Genomic DNA, 13,865 nt, shown 5'->3' on the forward strand with positions numbered 1-13,865 from the left:
GTGTCACGGGAGGGCGACGCTGTCCGACGCATGATGGCTCCTCGCCTGAAGACGCTCCGGTAACCCGCAGCATAGGCAGCGCCGGGCCCTCCGTGGCCGGAAGCACGCGTTCCTCAGGAGACCGTCACTCGGCGGCCCGGGCGAGGCCGCGCCGCAGCTCCTCGGCGCACCGGACGTGCCAGTCGTACCCGCGGACCTCCACGCCGGAAGGCGCCGGGCCGTCCGCACCCGGACCGGACGGCAGCGTGCCCAGGACGAACTCGCCCACGGCCGACTCCGTGCGCCAGTCCAGACCGAGCGCGTGCGCGGACAGGTCGCTGTCGCCGGTGGCCAGCGCGCACGGCCCCAGACCCATCGCCGTGGACACCAGGTACAGCGTCTGCTGGAGCACCCCCACGTCCTTGAGCAGCCCGCTGTACGCGAGTCCGCTGTACTTCAGCGTCATCCGGCGGAACCGCGCCGTCATGGTGATCAGCACGTGCGGCTCGGCCGTCAGACCGGCCGTCGCGCGCGCCCCGGCGAGCAGCTCGTCCAGGCTCTCCGCCGCCATGTCCACCCGGGTCAGGGCGTGTCCGACCGGATCGTAGTGGTAGGTGCCCCGCTCCAGACCCGTGCACCTGCTCACCGTGAGGTACAGCTCCAGCGCGTACGCCCCGCCCGTGCTCGGGTACGGACGGCCGGTGAGGACCGGCTCGCCGTCGTCGGACCGGAAGTCCCCCATGGACCGCACGCGCGCGGAGCGGTACAGCAGCTCGCCCAACCGGCCCAGGTCCAGCGGGCTTTCGCCGTAGTCGCGCACCGAGCGGCGCGCCTCCAGGGCCACGGTGAAGGGCGGATCGCGGTCGAGGACGCGGTCCAGGTCGGGGACGGGCAGGGGCACCCGGTCCGGGCCCGGGTGGGCGCGGGCGACGGCGGGCTCCGCCGCCAGCACGTCCGTGAAGCCGTCCGTGGCGCCCACCGGGTCGTCGTGGCGGCCCTCCCGGCTGCGGGAGTGCAGCATCAGGTCGTGCGGCGACCACGGCAGCAGCGCGGGATCGTGGTCCTCGGCGAAGGCGTACGGCTCCTTGGCGGACGCCCCCGGCGTCCCCCTGACCACCATGCCCGACGCCTCCAGGTACGACACGGCCCGGCGCACGGTGTCCACCGGCATGCGCAGCCGCCCCGCCGCCTCCTCCGGGGTGGAGGGGCGTGCGAAGCAGCTCACCAGCCAGGCCGAGCGCGGCCGGTGCAGGACCACGCGCTGCCCGGAGAGCGGCGACTCGACGCACAGGCCGTCCTCGTGGGTGCGCATCGCGGCGAAGCGGGAGAGCCGCAGGACGGTGCCGGCGGGGGTGGCGGCCGGCCGGAAGCGGGCGTACCGGGAGATCGGGACCACCGACAGCAGCGTCCTGCCGTCCTTCGTGGCCAGCGAACGCACCAGGACGTTCTCCATGGACCGCAGCAGGGGCGCCAGCAGGTCGCGCTCCGGGCTCCCCGGTCCGTCCGGCGCGCTGATGCCCGCCACCACGTTGTCCAGCGACACCGGACCGTACGACAGGCGTTCCAGGGCGAGGAGGACCACCGGGTCCGTGATCGGCAGGCGGGTCTCGCCCCAGCGGGTCGACAGCAGCGCCGCCCCGTCGGGGAAGCCGCTCGCCCGCGGGCTCCCGGTGGGCTCGTCGGGCAGTTCCAGCAAGGTGTCCTGGCGCAGTGACCACAACTCGACCGGACCGGATTCCGACCCGGCGGGGGGCCATGGGGATGGGGACACGGCTCAGGACCTCTCTTGCGGGAACACGGGCTCACGGGGTCAAAGGAACAGCGGGACCGGGTTGAGGTCCTCGTAGCGGGTGGGGGCGGCCAGCCGGCCGAGCCGCACCGGGACGTCGTAGAGCCGCCCCGGGCCGAACCGCGTCCAGAAGGTCCGCAGCCCCGGCACGACCACCTTCACCACGGGCAGTCCGACGTCGGGGCGCGTCTGGTCGAGGACCAGCAGCTCCATGCCGTGCGCGGCGACGAGCTCCCCGATCGCCGCCACGTCCTCCCGCAGGTCCCCGCGGCGGACGGGCGGGCGGGAGCCGGGGACGGTGGCCGGGAGCTCCGTACCGGGCAGCAGGTAGGGCTGGTTCGCCACGGTGGCGTCCTGCCACCAGGACAGCGCGGCGGGGTCGTCGCAGGAGTACCCGGTGCCGTCCGCCCGCACCCGCGCCACGGGCGGCAGCATCTGGTTGACCTCCGCCAGCGCCCGGCGCAGCGCGAGCCGGGGGTCGAAGTGCGCGCCGAACCCCAGGGTGATGTCCTCCCCGGGCTTGTCGGTGCGCCGGGAGAGCGCCGCGAAGACCGGGACGCCGAGGTCGCTGGTGAGGTCCAGGGCCCACAGCTCCCGGTGCAGGCCGGCGTGGCCCTCCCGCACCTCGCGGATCCACGGCTCGTCGAACGCCGCCAGGTCGACCGCCGGCTGCCGGGTGCGGTTGTACCACCACAGCCCGACGGCGTCCCGCTCGACCAGTTCGAGGAAGCCCTGGACGATCGCGTCCTCGACGCAGCTGCCCGCCGCGGCGCCGTTGGAGTTGGCCGAGGCGAACCGGCTCCCGGGGGTGCGGGGGGCGTTGTAGTACAGCATCGACGTCGGCAGCAGCCGCTGCCCGTTCCCGGTCAGCGACCACACCGGGGTCCAGTCCAGCGGTACGGACGCGTCGAAGGGCTCGCAGATCCGGTGCGCGGGCCCGTGGGAGGCGTTCCACGCCTCGCGGTCCTCGAACTGGCGCGGGTGGAAGAGCTGCACCTCGTCGGGGTGTACGGCGTGCTCGGCGACCTCCCGGTAGGAGGCGCGGAGCGTCGGCTCGTCGCCCTGGAAGAAGCCGCTGTGCCGCTCGACCGCCTCGCACAGGGCGCTGACCCGGGCGTGGAGCGCCGTGGTGCCCTTGCCGGAGCTGGTGCTGCGCAGCCCCGCCCGCACGGAGGAGAGCCCGTCCGGGGCGTGCACCGGATTGTGCCCGGCGTGGAAGCAGTTGAGGAACTCGGGGCCCCGGCTGTCGCGCCGCACCTCCTTGACGACGCCGGTCAGCGGGTCCACCAGGTGCCCGTACCGGCGCAGCATCTCCTCCGGCGGAAGCCACCGGTCGCCGCAGCCCACGGCCGCCTTGGCGCGGCTGCGCAGGGCCGGCGGGGCGCCGGCCCGGCGGGCGACGATCCCGGGGTCCCCGCACGCCGGGCACTGCGGGCGGCGGCGCACGGCGTGGTGGCGGCCGGCCAGGGTGAGCGTGTCGAGCCGCCATATGGCGTCCTGGCCGGGATGGCGGTGCCCGGCGAGCCACTTGACGGCTTCGAGGGCCGCCAGGTGCAGCCCGGCGGCGCGGCCCGCGGCCAGCGACGAGGGCGGGGTGAAGGCGCGCCGGCCCAGCGTCCGGTCCAGATAGGTCTCGGCCGGGCGGTTGCGGCGCAGCGCGTCGGTGACGCAGGTCCAGCAGGGGCCCTCGCCGGGCCGGAACACCGGTCCGATCCACGGCTGTTCGCCCACGAACCGGACCAGCAGCCACGGCACCCCGGACGCCCGGTGGGCGGCGTCGATCGCGCCGAGCGCCGGGTCGGTGTAGTCGTCGCAGACGACGAGGGTGAGACCGGGGGCGTCGGTGGTGCCGGCGGTACCGGTGGTGTCTGTGGTGTGCACCGTGCCGGTGGTGTTCGCGGTGCCGGCGGTGTCCGTGCTTCCCGTGCTTCCCGTGCTTCCCGTGCTGCTCGTGCTTCCCGTGCTTCCCGTGCTCCCCGGGCGGTGCACCCGGACGCCCGACGCCACGAGCGCGTCGGCCAGTTCCGCGACGCTCGCGCGGCTCGACTCCCCGACGCCGACGACCTCCACCGGGGTGCCGCCGGTGCGCCGGGTGGCGGCCGCGCCGTCCATCCCGGCCAGTTCCCAGAACGCCCGCTCGGCGGCCTGGCCCGTCGCCGACGGGTCCCGGTCGTCGAGCAGGCCGGCCGTCAGCAGCCCGGAGACGAGCCTCTCCGCCTGCTGGGCGGGGATCGTCCGTCCCGCGTCGGCCACCAGCCGGTCGCGGCTGCGGGTCCCGTCGAGCAGGGGCGCGAGGGCGGTGACGCCCGGCCCCCGCAGCGCCGTCACACCGCGTTCCGACACGAGGTACACCCCCTCACCGGGGACGACCTCCGCTTTGAGGTGGGGCTTGAAGGCGAGACCCGCTCTGCCGGTCCGTTCATCCATCACTGCTTCCCCCTTGACGCGTGGAACGGGAACGTTCGCTTCGGCGTGCGTACGCGTCGCGCGCCCGGGCCGTTCGGTCACGGCCACGGAACGGCCGGCGGGCGCGCGGCGACGGTGGAACTCCGGAACGCGGTCCCGGCGCCTCAGTCGCCGTAGACGTCGACCCAGCAGATGCAGGTGCCCGGCTGGAACTGCTCGGCGGTCTGCGGGACCAGCTCCTCCACGACCAGCTCCTCGTACACGGCGGGAGCGGCGACGGCGGCGGTGGCGGCGGCGTGCGTGATGTTCATGACTCCCCCTCGGACTGCTCCGCCGCACCCTGCGGCGGTGACCAGGAGTCTGTCCTCCGGCCGCGGACCGTGGGCAGGTGCCTGCCTCATGAGCCTTCCGTGAAGTTCTCATGGTCGTTCCGGGTGTGCCTCACCCCCGCACGAGGAGCCCTGCACTGGCCCTGGAGAACGCCTTTTGGAAGCCTCGACGGAGTGGAGAGGAGAAGCGATGGACCTGAAGGTTCTCGGTATGTTCGACGTACGTGTGGGCGGTGTGCCGGTGGCGCCGTCCGCGTCGAAACCGCGCCAGCTGCTGGCCACCCTCGCGGTGCACGCGGGCCAGGTCGTGTCCGTGGGGGCGCTGATCGGTGAGCTGTGGGGGGCGAAACCGCCCAGGAGCGCGCAGGCGACGCTGCAGACGTACGTGATGCAGCTGCGCGGAGCCGTCGGCGCGGCCCTGGAAGCCGGCGGCGGCTCCGCCGGGGACGCGAAGCGGATCCTGGTGACGCGGCCCGGCGGATACCTGCTCGACCGGGGGGAGGGCACCAGCGACGCGCAGGAGTTCGAGCGCCTGTCCGGCACGGCCTTCCAGGCCCTCGCCGACCGCGACGACGACACGGCGGCGCGGACCCTGCGCGCGGCGCTCGGGCTGTGGAGGGGCCCCGCCTTCGGGGACGTCCAGGCCGGGGCGCTCCTCGCCCTGGAGGCCAGGCGCCTGGAGGAGGCGCGCCTGTGCGTGCAGGAGCACCGCATAGAACTGGACCTGCGGCAGGGGCGCCACCGCGAACTCATCGGTGAGCTGAACGTGTTGGTGCAGCAGCACCGCACCCACGAGAACCTGCACGCGCACCTGATGCTCGCGCTGTACCGGTCCAGCCGGCGCACCGAGGCGCTCGGCGTGTACCAGCGGCTGCGGGGCACCCTGGTCCACGAGCTCGGCCTGGAGCCCTCGGAGCAGCTCCGCGAGCTCCAGCACGCGGTGCTCACCGCCTCGCCCAAGCTCCTCGACGTGCCGGAGGCGGACGGCCGCCGTCTCATACGGGTGGGGTGAGGGGGCGATGCAGGAGCGATCCGAGCGCACCCGGGCCCGGCTCGTCGGGGCCGCCGCGGAGCTCTTCGACCGGTACGGATACGCCGGGGCCAGCCTCGGGGACATCAGCCGGGTCGCCGGGGTGACCAAGGGGGCGCTGTACTTCCACTTCGCGAGCAAGCAGGAACTGGCCGCCGCGGTCCAGGAGAGCGGCTGTCTGCTCCTCGACGAGACGGTCCTCGCCCTCGCCGGCCGGCCGGCCCTGCAGGCGCTGATCGACACCACCCACGCCCTGGCCGTATGGGCGTCGGGGGAGCCGGTCGTGCGGGCCAGTTTCCGGCTCGGGCGCGAGCGCGCCGACGGGGAGAGACCGGTGGTCAACTACCACCTGGTGTGCGTGGCGGCGGCGGGGCGGCTGCTCGCGCGGGCCGCGGAGGAGGGGGCGTTGAGGTGCGGCGTGGCGGAGGACGCCGCACGGACGCTCGTCGCGGGGATGATCGCCGGGATCGAGGCGGCCGCGTGGAGCGGCGCCCCGTACCCGGAGCTCTCCGCCGCTCTGGACGAGGCCTGGACGCTGGTCCTCCGGGCGGTCGCGGAGGAGGGGGCGGCGCGGGGGCTGCGCACCGCCCCGCCCGCCGGGGCCGGTCGCCGGCCGGGGGACCCGGCGGATCAGGGGAGCAGGGCCGCCACCGACTCGACCGTGTCGGCGTCCGCGGGGAGCTTGTCCTCGCGGTAGCGGACCACGCGGGCGAAGCGGAGGGTGACGCCCGCCGGGTAGCGGGTGGAGCGCTGGACGCCGTCGAAGGCGATCTCGACGACCAGCTCGGGTCGTACGGTGACCCCCCAGGGCTCCTCCGCGACCGCCAGCTTCCGCAGGCGCTCGGTCTGCCAGGCGAGCAGGACGTCGGTCAGGCCCTTGAACGTCTTGCCCAGCATCGCGAAGGAGCCGTCGGCCGCCCGCGCGCCCAGGTGCAGGTTGGAGAGCGTTCCGGTGCGCCGGCCGTGGCCCCACTCGGCGCCGAGGACCACCAGGTCCAGGGTGTGCACCGGCTTCACCTTCAGCCAGGAGGTGCCCCGGCGCCCCGCGCTGTAGACCGCGTCGAGGGACTTCACGACCACGCCCTCGTGGCCCCGTTCCAGCGCCCGGGCGGCGAACGCCGCCGCCGCCGCGCGCTCCTGGGGGTCGGCGGGGTCCGCCACCACGAGCCGGCGCACGCGCTGTGCCTCGGGCACCAGCCGGTCGAGCAGCGCGCGCCGCTCGGCGGCCGGGGTGGCGAGCAGGTCCTCGCCGTCGGCGTACAGCACCTCGAAGAAGACCGGGGAGAGCGGCACGGCCGTCTGCGCGCCCGTCACGTCGAGGGTGGAGCCGGTCCGTCCGGACGTCTCCTGGAAGGGCCGGGGCCGCCCCCGCTCGTCGAAGGCCAGCAGCTCCCCGTCGAGGACCACCTGCCGTACCGGCAGCGCGCGGGCCAGTGCCACCACCTCGGGGGTCCGGCCGGTGATGTCGGCGAGCGTACGGGTGAAGACGCGCACGTCGTCGCCGTCGCGGTGGACCTGGACGCGGATGCCGTCGAGCTTCTCCTCCAGGGCGCAGGGCCCCGTCCGGGCGAGGGCGTCGTCGACGTCCTTGGCCGTGTGGGCCAGCATCGGCAGGACCGGGCGTCCCACCGTGAGCCGGAACCCGGCGAGGGCGGACGGGCCCTCGGCGAGCAGCACCTCGGCGACCGCGGCCGGCGAACCGCTCAGCATGACCGCCTGCCGGACGTCGGCGACCGGCGCCCCGGCGGCGGAGGCGAGGCCCTCCACGGCGACGGCGTCGAGGGCGCCCTGCCGCAGCTCGCCGCTGATCAGCCGGAAGAGGAACAGCTGCTCCTCCTCGGTGGCGGCGCCCATCAGCTCGTCGAGGAGCCGCTTGCGCTCGCCCTGCGCGCCCTTGCCGGACACGGCGGCGATCCGGGTGAGGAGCGCGTCGACCTCCCGCACCCCGAGCCGCGGCTCGGCGGCGGGTTCCCGCCGCTCCTTGAGGGTGTTCCAGCCGACGCCGATCCTGCGCTGCGGCAGCCGTCCGGCCAGGTACATGATCACGACGGGGGCGTCCGCCGGATCGGCCGCCCGGAACACCTCGGCCAGCAGCGCGACCTTCTCCGTACGCGCGGAGGCGGCGCCGATGTCCCGGGACGCCCGTGCGATGTCGGCGAGTCTCATGCGGAAAGCCCTCTCAGTCGATACTGCCCTGCTTGCGCAGTCTGCTCACCCAGGCCTGCGCGGTGTGGCGCGGCACACCGAACCGCTTGGCGACGGCGCCGACGCTTCCGCCGAGTTCCCCGTAGGCCGCCACGACCACGTCGGTGTCGGGCATCTTCCGGTAGGGCCGCGGACGGTCCTCGGCGGAGGTCGCGGAAGTCGGGGGCGCCGCCGGGGCGACCGGGGCGAGGGGGACGGGGGCGGCGGGCGCGGGCTCCGCCGCCGGGGCGGTCGAACCGGGGCTGATGGCACGGACCAGCAGGTCGAAGTCGACCGTGGGAAGCGCGCGGTTGTGCAGTCCCGCCCCACCCGCCGCACGCACGGTGAGCTCCACGATGCGCGGCCCGTCCGTGGTGTCGACCCGCACGGTGGTCTGGGGCCCGGCGAGATCCGGCTCCCCGTCGCTGCCGGTCGGAGTGATGACGATGACGTATTCGCTCATTCTGCGCCTCCTCGAGAGATCGTCAGTCTACTCTCGATGGAGACTGTGGTGGGTTCGACGGGAATCCTCCCCACGGACCCACCACAGCGTCCTTCCGGACCCGTCACGCCGTCCTTCCGGACTTCGTCACGCCGCCTTGTCGGACCCGTCACGCCGCCCCGTCGGACCCGTCACGCCGTCGTCAGTGTCCGCTTCCGGTGCTCCCCTTTCCGCGCAGGCGCGGGGCGTCCACGAGCACCGCCACCAGGACCGCGGCCACGGCGATCAGGGCGCCGGCCGTCAGCGCGGCCGTGCGGGTGTCGAGCCCCAGCATCAGCGGGACGCCCACGGCGCCGCCGAGCTGGGTGGTGATGTTGACCATCCCGCCCGCCGTCGCCATGTCCCGGGGCTCGGTCCGCTGGGCGAGGGTGCCGTTCGCCGAGATCATGATCCAGGTGATCCCGAAGCCCATCAGCAGGACCGAGGGCAGCACGCCCGTGGCGTACGGGGTGCCGGGCCCGGCCGCGGCGAGCCAGGCGGTGGCCGCCGCGACGAGCGCGGTTCCCGAGGCCAGCAGGGCCTTCGGGGTGAGCGTCCGCAGCAGGAGGGGCGCGCCGAACACCGAGTTCGCCACGACCACCGCCGCCAGCGGCAGGATCGCCAGACCGGCCCCGGTGGGGGACCGGCCCGCACCCTCCTGGAGCGTGTAGCTGATCACCGTGAAGCCGCCGAAGGTGCCGATGTTGGCGGCGAACACGGCCAGGAAGACCCCGGCCCGGGTGCGGTCCCGCAGCACCCGGAGGGGGAGCAGCGGCCCCGTGGTGCGGGGTCCGGCCGGGGCGTCCGCCGGGATCGCGTACAGCGCGACGGCGACCGCGAACACGGCGAGCGGAGCGAGCCCGTACATGCACCACCGCCAGCTCGCGTGCTCGGTCAGCAGACCGCCGAACAGGACGCCGAGCCCGCCCCCGCCGCCCGCCACGGCGGTGAACACGCCGATGGCGGTGACCCGTTCGCGCGGGTCGGGGAAGGTCCTGGCCAGCAGCGCCATGCTCGCCGGGGCGAGGGCCAGCGCCCCGAACGCGCCCTGCAGGGCGCGCAGGACGAGCAGCTCGCCGGAGCCGTCGGCCGTGCCCGTCAGCAGCGAGGCGGCGCCGAAGCCGGCCAGGCCGGCGACGAACGCGCGGCGCCTGCCCAGGCGTTCCGAGAGCCGGCCGGCGGGCAGGAACAGCAGCCCGAAGGCCAGGGTGTACGCGGAGACCACCAGGGCCCGCTCCGCGCCGGTCAGTCCGAGTTCCCGCTGCACCGAGGGCAGCGCCACCGGCACCAGGTTCATCTCCATGACCAGGGTGAGCTGGGCGGCGGCCAGGGCCGCGAGGGCCCACCAGCGCAGCGGGGAGGCGGCCGGGGGATCCCCGGCGGCCCCGGCCCGCGCGGGGGCGGTGCGGGCCGTGGTCATCGGTCCTCCGTGATCAGCCGGGCGAACGGCAGCCGGGGGGCGACCTCCTCGGCGAAGAGGGTGAGCGCGTGCGCCGACTCCTCGTAGGACACGTGCCCGGAGTGGGTGGTGAGGGTGAGGTCGACGTCCTCGCCGTACCAGCCGGCGATCCGCTCGATCTGGGCGGCGACCTCGGCCGGGCCGCCCGCGAGCACCCGGCCCGCCTCGACGCGGTCGTCGAAGTCGGAGGAGCCGCGGGTCGCGGCGTCGGCGAGCTTCTCGTACCCCGGATAGGCGGAGCTGCGGGTGCCCGCCCAGGACAGCGTGGCCGCGGAGATCTTCTCGCCGTACAGGCCCTCCAGACGGCGGCCCGCGGCGCGGGCGCTCTCGCCGTCCTCGGCCACGTAGCAGGGGTAACTGAGCTCGATCCGGCCGGTGTCGGGCTCCAGTCCGGCGTCCACCCGGCCCTTGCGGTAGGCGGCGATCAGCTCCTGGACCCGCTCGGTGGGGGAGACCGCGGCGATGATCTGCAGACCCCGGCCCGCGCGCCCGGCGGCGGCGCAGGAGTCGACGCTGGTGGTCACGGCGGAGAACACCGGCGGGTGCGGCAGCTGGGCCGGCCGGGGCAGCAGGGTGACCGGGCCGAAGCGGTGGAAGTCGCCCTCGAAGACGACGTCCTCCTCCGTCCACAGCCGCACGCAGGCCTCGGCGCCCTCCTCGAACCGCTCGCGGCTCTCGTCCATGGGGATGCCGAACGCGGCGAACTCGTCGGGCAGGAAGCCCCGGCCGAAGCCGACGTCGAGCCGGCCGTGGGAGATGTTGTCCAGCATGGCCAGCTGGCCCGCCAGCTTGATCGGGTGCGCGAAGGCCGGGATCACGGCGCCGGTGCCGATCCGGATGCGGTCGGTCACCGCGGCCGCGGCGGCGAGGAACGTGGTGGGGGAGGGGCTGTAGCCGCCGTAGTCGAAGAAGTGGTGTTCCACCACCTTCAGCTGGAAGTAGCCCAGCTCCTCGGCGAGCCGGACCAGGCGCAGCCCCTCGTCGTAGTACTCGGCCGGGTTCTTTTCCCCGGGCCCTGCCGTCGGGAAGTACAGGATGCCGAACCTCATACCGCTCCTCGTTCCGTCCGCCGGTGTGGTGTCCTGTGCCGGTGTGGTGTCTCGTGACGACTTCCGAGGCTGCCAAGTCCTCCTGGACGCGACGTCGACGTCGGAGTGGGGCGCCCTGGGCTCCCGATAGAGACTCTCAAGACTTTATTGTTGTGTGTGCAGAGTTTGGGTGTAGTCTCTTGATGTGTTCTCGCGACCGGAGGACCGCTGGAGGATCCACCCCGAGGACCCGGAGGAGTGCACTGATGGGACAGTCCGGAGAAGACCGCCGCTCCGTGGTGATCACTGGCGGGGGCACCGGCATCGGCCGGGCCGCCGCCCACGCCTTCGCCGACGAGGACCACGACGTCCTGATCGTCGGCAGGGACGAGACGGCGCTGAAGGAGGCCGCGCACGACCGGCCCGTGATCCGGTACCTGGCGCTCGACATCACCGCGCCGGGCGCCCCCGAGGAGATCGTCCGCACCGCCGTCGCCGAACTCGGCGGCGTCGACGTCCTCGTCAACAACGCCGCCGTGGTCAAGCGGCAGCCGCTGGAGGACGTCGACCGGACGATCGCCGAGGAGCAGATCGCCACCAACCTGCTGGCCCCGCTGCTGCTCACCCAGGCCGCGCTGCCGCACCTGCGCGCCGCCGGCGGCGTCGTCGTCAACGTCAGCGCCTCCGCGGCCGTCCGCGGCTGGGCGGGCAGCTCGGTGTACGGCGCGACCAAGGCCGGCCTGGACTTCCTCACCCGCACCTGGGCCGTCGAGCAGGCCCCGCACGGCGTCCGGGTCGTCTCGGTCTCCCCGGGCCCCGTGGAGACCGGCATCGCCCGCGCCTCCGGCCTCGACGACGAGCAGATCGCCCGGCTGCGCGCCGCCCAGAAGGCCGGGGTGCCGATGGGCCGCATCGGGCAGCCCGAGGAGGTCGCCTGGTGGATCGTCACCATGGCCCGCCCCGAGGGGGCCTTCGCGACCGGCGTGGTGCTGCCGGTCGACGGCGGGGCCGCGACCAAGCTCTGACCGGGCCGCGCCGGGCCGGCCGGAGCAGGGCCGTCCGCACGGGACCTGCCCGTACCCGGTCCGTCCGCACCGGACCCGTCCCCACTCGTCCCTTCCCCTTCAGCTCTGAGGAGACGCATGAGACTCACCGGACCGCGCCTCGACGGGCGCGTGGCCGTCGTCACCGGCGCCGGCCGCGGCCTCGGGCGGCGCATCGCCGAGGCGTTCACGGCCCAGGGCTGCCGGGTGGTGGCCTCGTCCCGCACCGTCGACCAGCTCAAGGACTGGGTGGAGGCCCACCCCGGCAGGGCCGCGGCCGTGACGGCCGACGTCCGCGACCCCGAGGCGGTGGAGGCGCTCATGCGGACCGCCCACGAGCGCTTCAACGGCCTGGACATCGTGGTGGCCAACGCCGGGGTCAGCAGGCCCGGCCCGGCGGCGACGCTCGCGGCCGAGGCCTGGGACGAGGTGATGGGCACCAACCTCGGCGGAGTCGTCAACTGCACCCGCGCGGCCGTCCCCTACCTGGAGGACTCGCCCGCCGGGCGGATCGTCAACCTGTCGTCCGTCCTCGCCTCCCGGCCCGTCAGGGGCGGAGCCGCCTACTGCGCCTCCAAGGCGGCGGTGGAGGCGTACACCAAGGTCTGCGCCCTGGAGCTGGCCGCCAAGGGCATCACCGTCAACTGCCTCGCCCCCGGCTTCATCGACGACGGCATGGGCCGCGAACTGCGCGCCAACGAGGCGGTGTGGGCCCAGTACCGGACCAAGCTCGCCACCGGCCGGATGGGCACGGGCGACGAGGTCGCCCAGGCCGCGGTCTTCCTCGCCGGCGGGGACAGCGGCTACGTCAACGGACACGTCCTCGAAGTCAACGGAGGCGTGGCGTGGTAGCCGTCCTCCGCTCCCCCTCCCGCCCCGGCCGTCAGGAGAACCCCCGATGAAGGCGCTGCTCACCACCGGCGAAGGCCCGTTCGGCCTGCGGCACGAGGAGGTCCCGGAGCCGGTGCCGGCCCCCGGCGAGGCGCTCGTCCGGGTCCGCGCCGTCTCCGTCAACCGGGGCGAGCTGGCGCTCGCCGCCGTCTCCCCGCCCGGCACCCGGCTGGGCTGGGACGTCGCCGGCACGGTCGTCGAGGCCGCCGCCGACGGCTCGGGGCCGGCCCCCGGCACCCGGGTCGTCGGCCTCGCCGACGGCGGCGGCTGGGCGGAACGGGTCGCCCTGCCGGTCTCCCGGCTGGCCCCGGTCCCCGACGCCGTCACCGACGAGCGGGCCGCCGCCCTGCCGGTGGCCGCGCTCACCGCCTGGTACGGGCTGCGCAAGGCGGGCCCGCTCCTCGGCCGCACCGTCCTGGTGACGGGCGCGGGCGGCGGGGTCGCCCGGATCGCGGTGCAGCTGGCCGCCGCGGCCGGCGCGCGCGTCGTCGCGTGGACCGGCTCCCCCGAGCGGGGCCACGGCCTCGCCGAACTCGGCGCGGAGGTCGTCTCCACCTACGAGGAGGCGGCGGGCGGCGGCTCGGACGTGCTGTTCGACAGCGTCGGCGGGGAGGTGCTGACCCGGGCCTTCGTCACCCTCCGGCGCGGCGGGACCGCCGTCGTGTACGGGAACACCACCCGCTCCGAGCTGGTCCTCCCGCCCGACTGGGGACGGGCCAGGCCGGGGGTCTCCCTGCACAACGTGTTCCTCTTCGACGAGATCGAACGCCATGACCCCGCCGCCGACCTGGGCACCCTGCTGGGCCTCTGCGCGGCCGGCCGGCTCGACCCGCAGGTCGCGGCCACGGCCTCCTGGGACGACCCGGCCGAGGTGCTGAAACGGCTGGAGGGCCGGTCCGTGAACGGGAAGGTCGTCCTCCGGCTGGGCTGAACCCGCGAGCGGCCTCGTGGGCGACCCCGCGAGCGCCCGCGCGAACGGCCCCATGAGCGACCGCACGAGCGACTTCACGAGCGACCGACGAGTGAGCGGGCCCGCCCGTCCTCCGGGCGGGCCCGCCGAGGAGCTGAAGCCATGGTTGTGACGGCACACCGTCCCGCCTCCACCCCTCCCTGCACGTGCACCTGCGGAGCCACGATCTGGCTCACGGGCCTGCCGAGCGCCGGCAAGACGACGATCGCGTACGAGCTGGCCGGCCGGCTGCGCGGCGAGGGCCACCGCGTCGAGGTCCTCGACGGCGACGAGATC

At 74.9% G+C, this 13,865-nt stretch carries 13 protein-coding genes; 6 read left to right on the plus strand and 7 right to left on the minus strand.

What is annotated here, in order from left to right:
• Positions 1–124: 124 nt before the first annotated feature.
• The 3 genes from ADL08_RS30120 to ADL08_RS37720 form a co-directional block, all read right to left on the minus strand.
• On the minus strand, positions 125–1,675 hold the full coding sequence (locus ADL08_RS30120) for a SagB/ThcOx family dehydrogenase (protein WP_053648563.1): 1,551 nt from the start codon (positions 1,673–1,675) through the stop codon (positions 125–127).
• 114 nt (positions 1,676–1,789) lie between these two features.
• Complete coding sequence (locus ADL08_RS30125) at positions 1,790–4,195, minus strand: TOMM precursor leader peptide-binding protein (protein WP_053648565.1); 2,406 nt, start codon at positions 4,193–4,195, stop codon at positions 1,790–1,792.
• Positions 4,196–4,338: 143 nt separating this feature from the next.
• A complete protein-coding gene (locus ADL08_RS37720; RefSeq protein ID WP_199837116.1) occupies positions 4,339–4,485 on the minus strand; it encodes a hypothetical protein in 147 nt (48 codons plus the stop codon).
• A 229-nt stretch (positions 4,486–4,714) separates the two neighbouring features.
• On the opposite strand from ADL08_RS37720, the gene ADL08_RS30130 reads away from it, so the two are divergent.
• Both ADL08_RS30130 and ADL08_RS38860 read left to right on the plus strand, forming a co-directional pair.
• A complete protein-coding gene (locus ADL08_RS30130; RefSeq protein WP_234352315.1) occupies positions 4,715–5,515 on the plus strand; it encodes an AfsR/SARP family transcriptional regulator in 801 nt (266 codons plus the stop codon).
• Between the two features lie 7 nt (positions 5,516–5,522).
• On the plus strand, positions 5,523–6,230 hold the full coding sequence (locus ADL08_RS38860; RefSeq protein ID WP_053648569.1) for a ScbR family autoregulator-binding transcription factor: 708 nt from the start codon (positions 5,523–5,525) through the stop codon (positions 6,228–6,230).
• Here ADL08_RS38860 and ADL08_RS30140 read toward each other — a convergent pair.
• The 4 genes from ADL08_RS30140 to ADL08_RS30155 all read right to left on the minus strand — a co-directional run bounded on the left by ADL08_RS30140 (position 6,164) and on the right by ADL08_RS30155 (position 10,706).
• Positions 6,164–7,699 (minus strand): ATP-dependent DNA ligase, encoded by a 1,536-nt coding sequence (locus tag ADL08_RS30140; RefSeq protein ID WP_053648571.1) that lies wholly within the window; start codon positions 7,697–7,699, stop codon positions 6,164–6,166. The two genes, ADL08_RS38860 and ADL08_RS30140, sit on opposite strands and share 67 nt — an antisense overlap.
• A gap of 13 nt (positions 7,700–7,712) precedes the next feature.
• Complete coding sequence (locus ADL08_RS30145; RefSeq protein WP_053648573.1) at positions 7,713–8,180, minus strand: hypothetical protein; 468 nt, start codon at positions 8,178–8,180, stop codon at positions 7,713–7,715.
• 181 nt (positions 8,181–8,361) lie between these two features.
• Entirely contained in the window at positions 8,362–9,618 is a 1,257-nt protein-coding gene (locus ADL08_RS30150; protein WP_053648575.1) for an MFS transporter, read from the minus strand.
• The gene (locus ADL08_RS30155; protein WP_053648577.1) at positions 9,615–10,706 is read right to left on the minus strand and encodes an LLM class flavin-dependent oxidoreductase; all 1,092 of its coding nucleotides are present in this window, start codon (positions 10,704–10,706) and stop codon (positions 9,615–9,617) included. Before ADL08_RS30155 ends, ADL08_RS30150 begins: the two co-directional genes overlap by 4 nt.
• A gap of 245 nt (positions 10,707–10,951) precedes the next feature.
• Between ADL08_RS30155 and ADL08_RS30160 the strand changes: the two genes are divergently transcribed.
• From ADL08_RS30160 to ADL08_RS36095, 4 genes are all read left to right on the plus strand, one after another.
• A complete protein-coding gene (locus ADL08_RS30160) occupies positions 10,952–11,710 on the plus strand; it encodes an SDR family NAD(P)-dependent oxidoreductase (RefSeq protein WP_053648579.1) in 759 nt (252 codons plus the stop codon).
• 117 nt (positions 11,711–11,827) lie between these two features.
• Complete coding sequence (locus tag ADL08_RS30165) at positions 11,828–12,580, plus strand: SDR family NAD(P)-dependent oxidoreductase (RefSeq protein WP_053648581.1); 753 nt, start codon at positions 11,828–11,830, stop codon at positions 12,578–12,580.
• Between the two features lie 46 nt (positions 12,581–12,626).
• Positions 12,627–13,550, plus strand: a complete 924-nt coding sequence (locus ADL08_RS30170) for a zinc-binding dehydrogenase (RefSeq protein WP_053648583.1) — start codon at positions 12,627–12,629, stop codon at positions 13,548–13,550.
• Between the two features lie 141 nt (positions 13,551–13,691).
• Positions 13,692–13,865 (plus strand): adenylyl-sulfate kinase (locus tag ADL08_RS36095; protein ID WP_159048510.1); only part of this gene is annotated, 174 nt, incomplete at its 3' end.

This window comes from Streptomyces sp. NRRL F-6492 (assembly GCF_001280125.1).
Classification (GTDB): domain Bacteria; phylum Actinomycetota; class Actinomycetes; order Streptomycetales; family Streptomycetaceae; genus Streptomyces.

Excerpts from the sequence above, each read along its gene's own strand:
- ADL08_RS30155 (WP_053648577.1), bottom strand. The coding sequence starts at position 10,706 with ATGAGGTTCGGCATCCTGTACTTCCCGACGGCAGGGCCCGGGGAAAAG.
- ADL08_RS30145 (WP_053648573.1), bottom strand. The coding sequence starts at position 8,180 with ATGAGCGAATACGTCATCGTCATCACTCCGACCGGCAGCGACGGGGAG.
- ADL08_RS30140 (WP_053648571.1), bottom strand. The coding sequence starts at position 7,699 with ATGAGACTCGCCGACATCGCACGGGCGTCCCGGGACATCGGCGCCGCC.
- ADL08_RS30125 (WP_053648565.1), bottom strand. The coding sequence starts at position 4,195 with ATGGATGAACGGACCGGCAGAGCGGGTCTCGCCTTCAAGCCCCACCTC.
- ADL08_RS37720 (WP_199837116.1), bottom strand. The coding sequence starts at position 4,485 with ATGAACATCACGCACGCCGCCGCCACCGCCGCCGTCGCCGCTCCCGCC.
- ADL08_RS38860 (WP_053648569.1), top strand. The coding sequence starts at position 5,523 with ATGCAGGAGCGATCCGAGCGCACCCGGGCCCGGCTCGTCGGGGCCGCC.
- ADL08_RS30160 (WP_053648579.1), top strand. The coding sequence starts at position 10,952 with ATGGGACAGTCCGGAGAAGACCGCCGCTCCGTGGTGATCACTGGCGGG.
- ADL08_RS30150 (WP_053648575.1), bottom strand. The coding sequence starts at position 9,618 with ATGACCACGGCCCGCACCGCCCCCGCGCGGGCCGGGGCCGCCGGGGAT.
- ADL08_RS30170 (WP_053648583.1), top strand. The coding sequence starts at position 12,627 with ATGAAGGCGCTGCTCACCACCGGCGAAGGCCCGTTCGGCCTGCGGCAC.
- ADL08_RS30130 (WP_234352315.1), top strand. The coding sequence starts at position 4,715 with ATGTTCGACGTACGTGTGGGCGGTGTGCCGGTGGCGCCGTCCGCGTCG.
- ADL08_RS30165 (WP_053648581.1), top strand. The coding sequence starts at position 11,828 with ATGAGACTCACCGGACCGCGCCTCGACGGGCGCGTGGCCGTCGTCACC.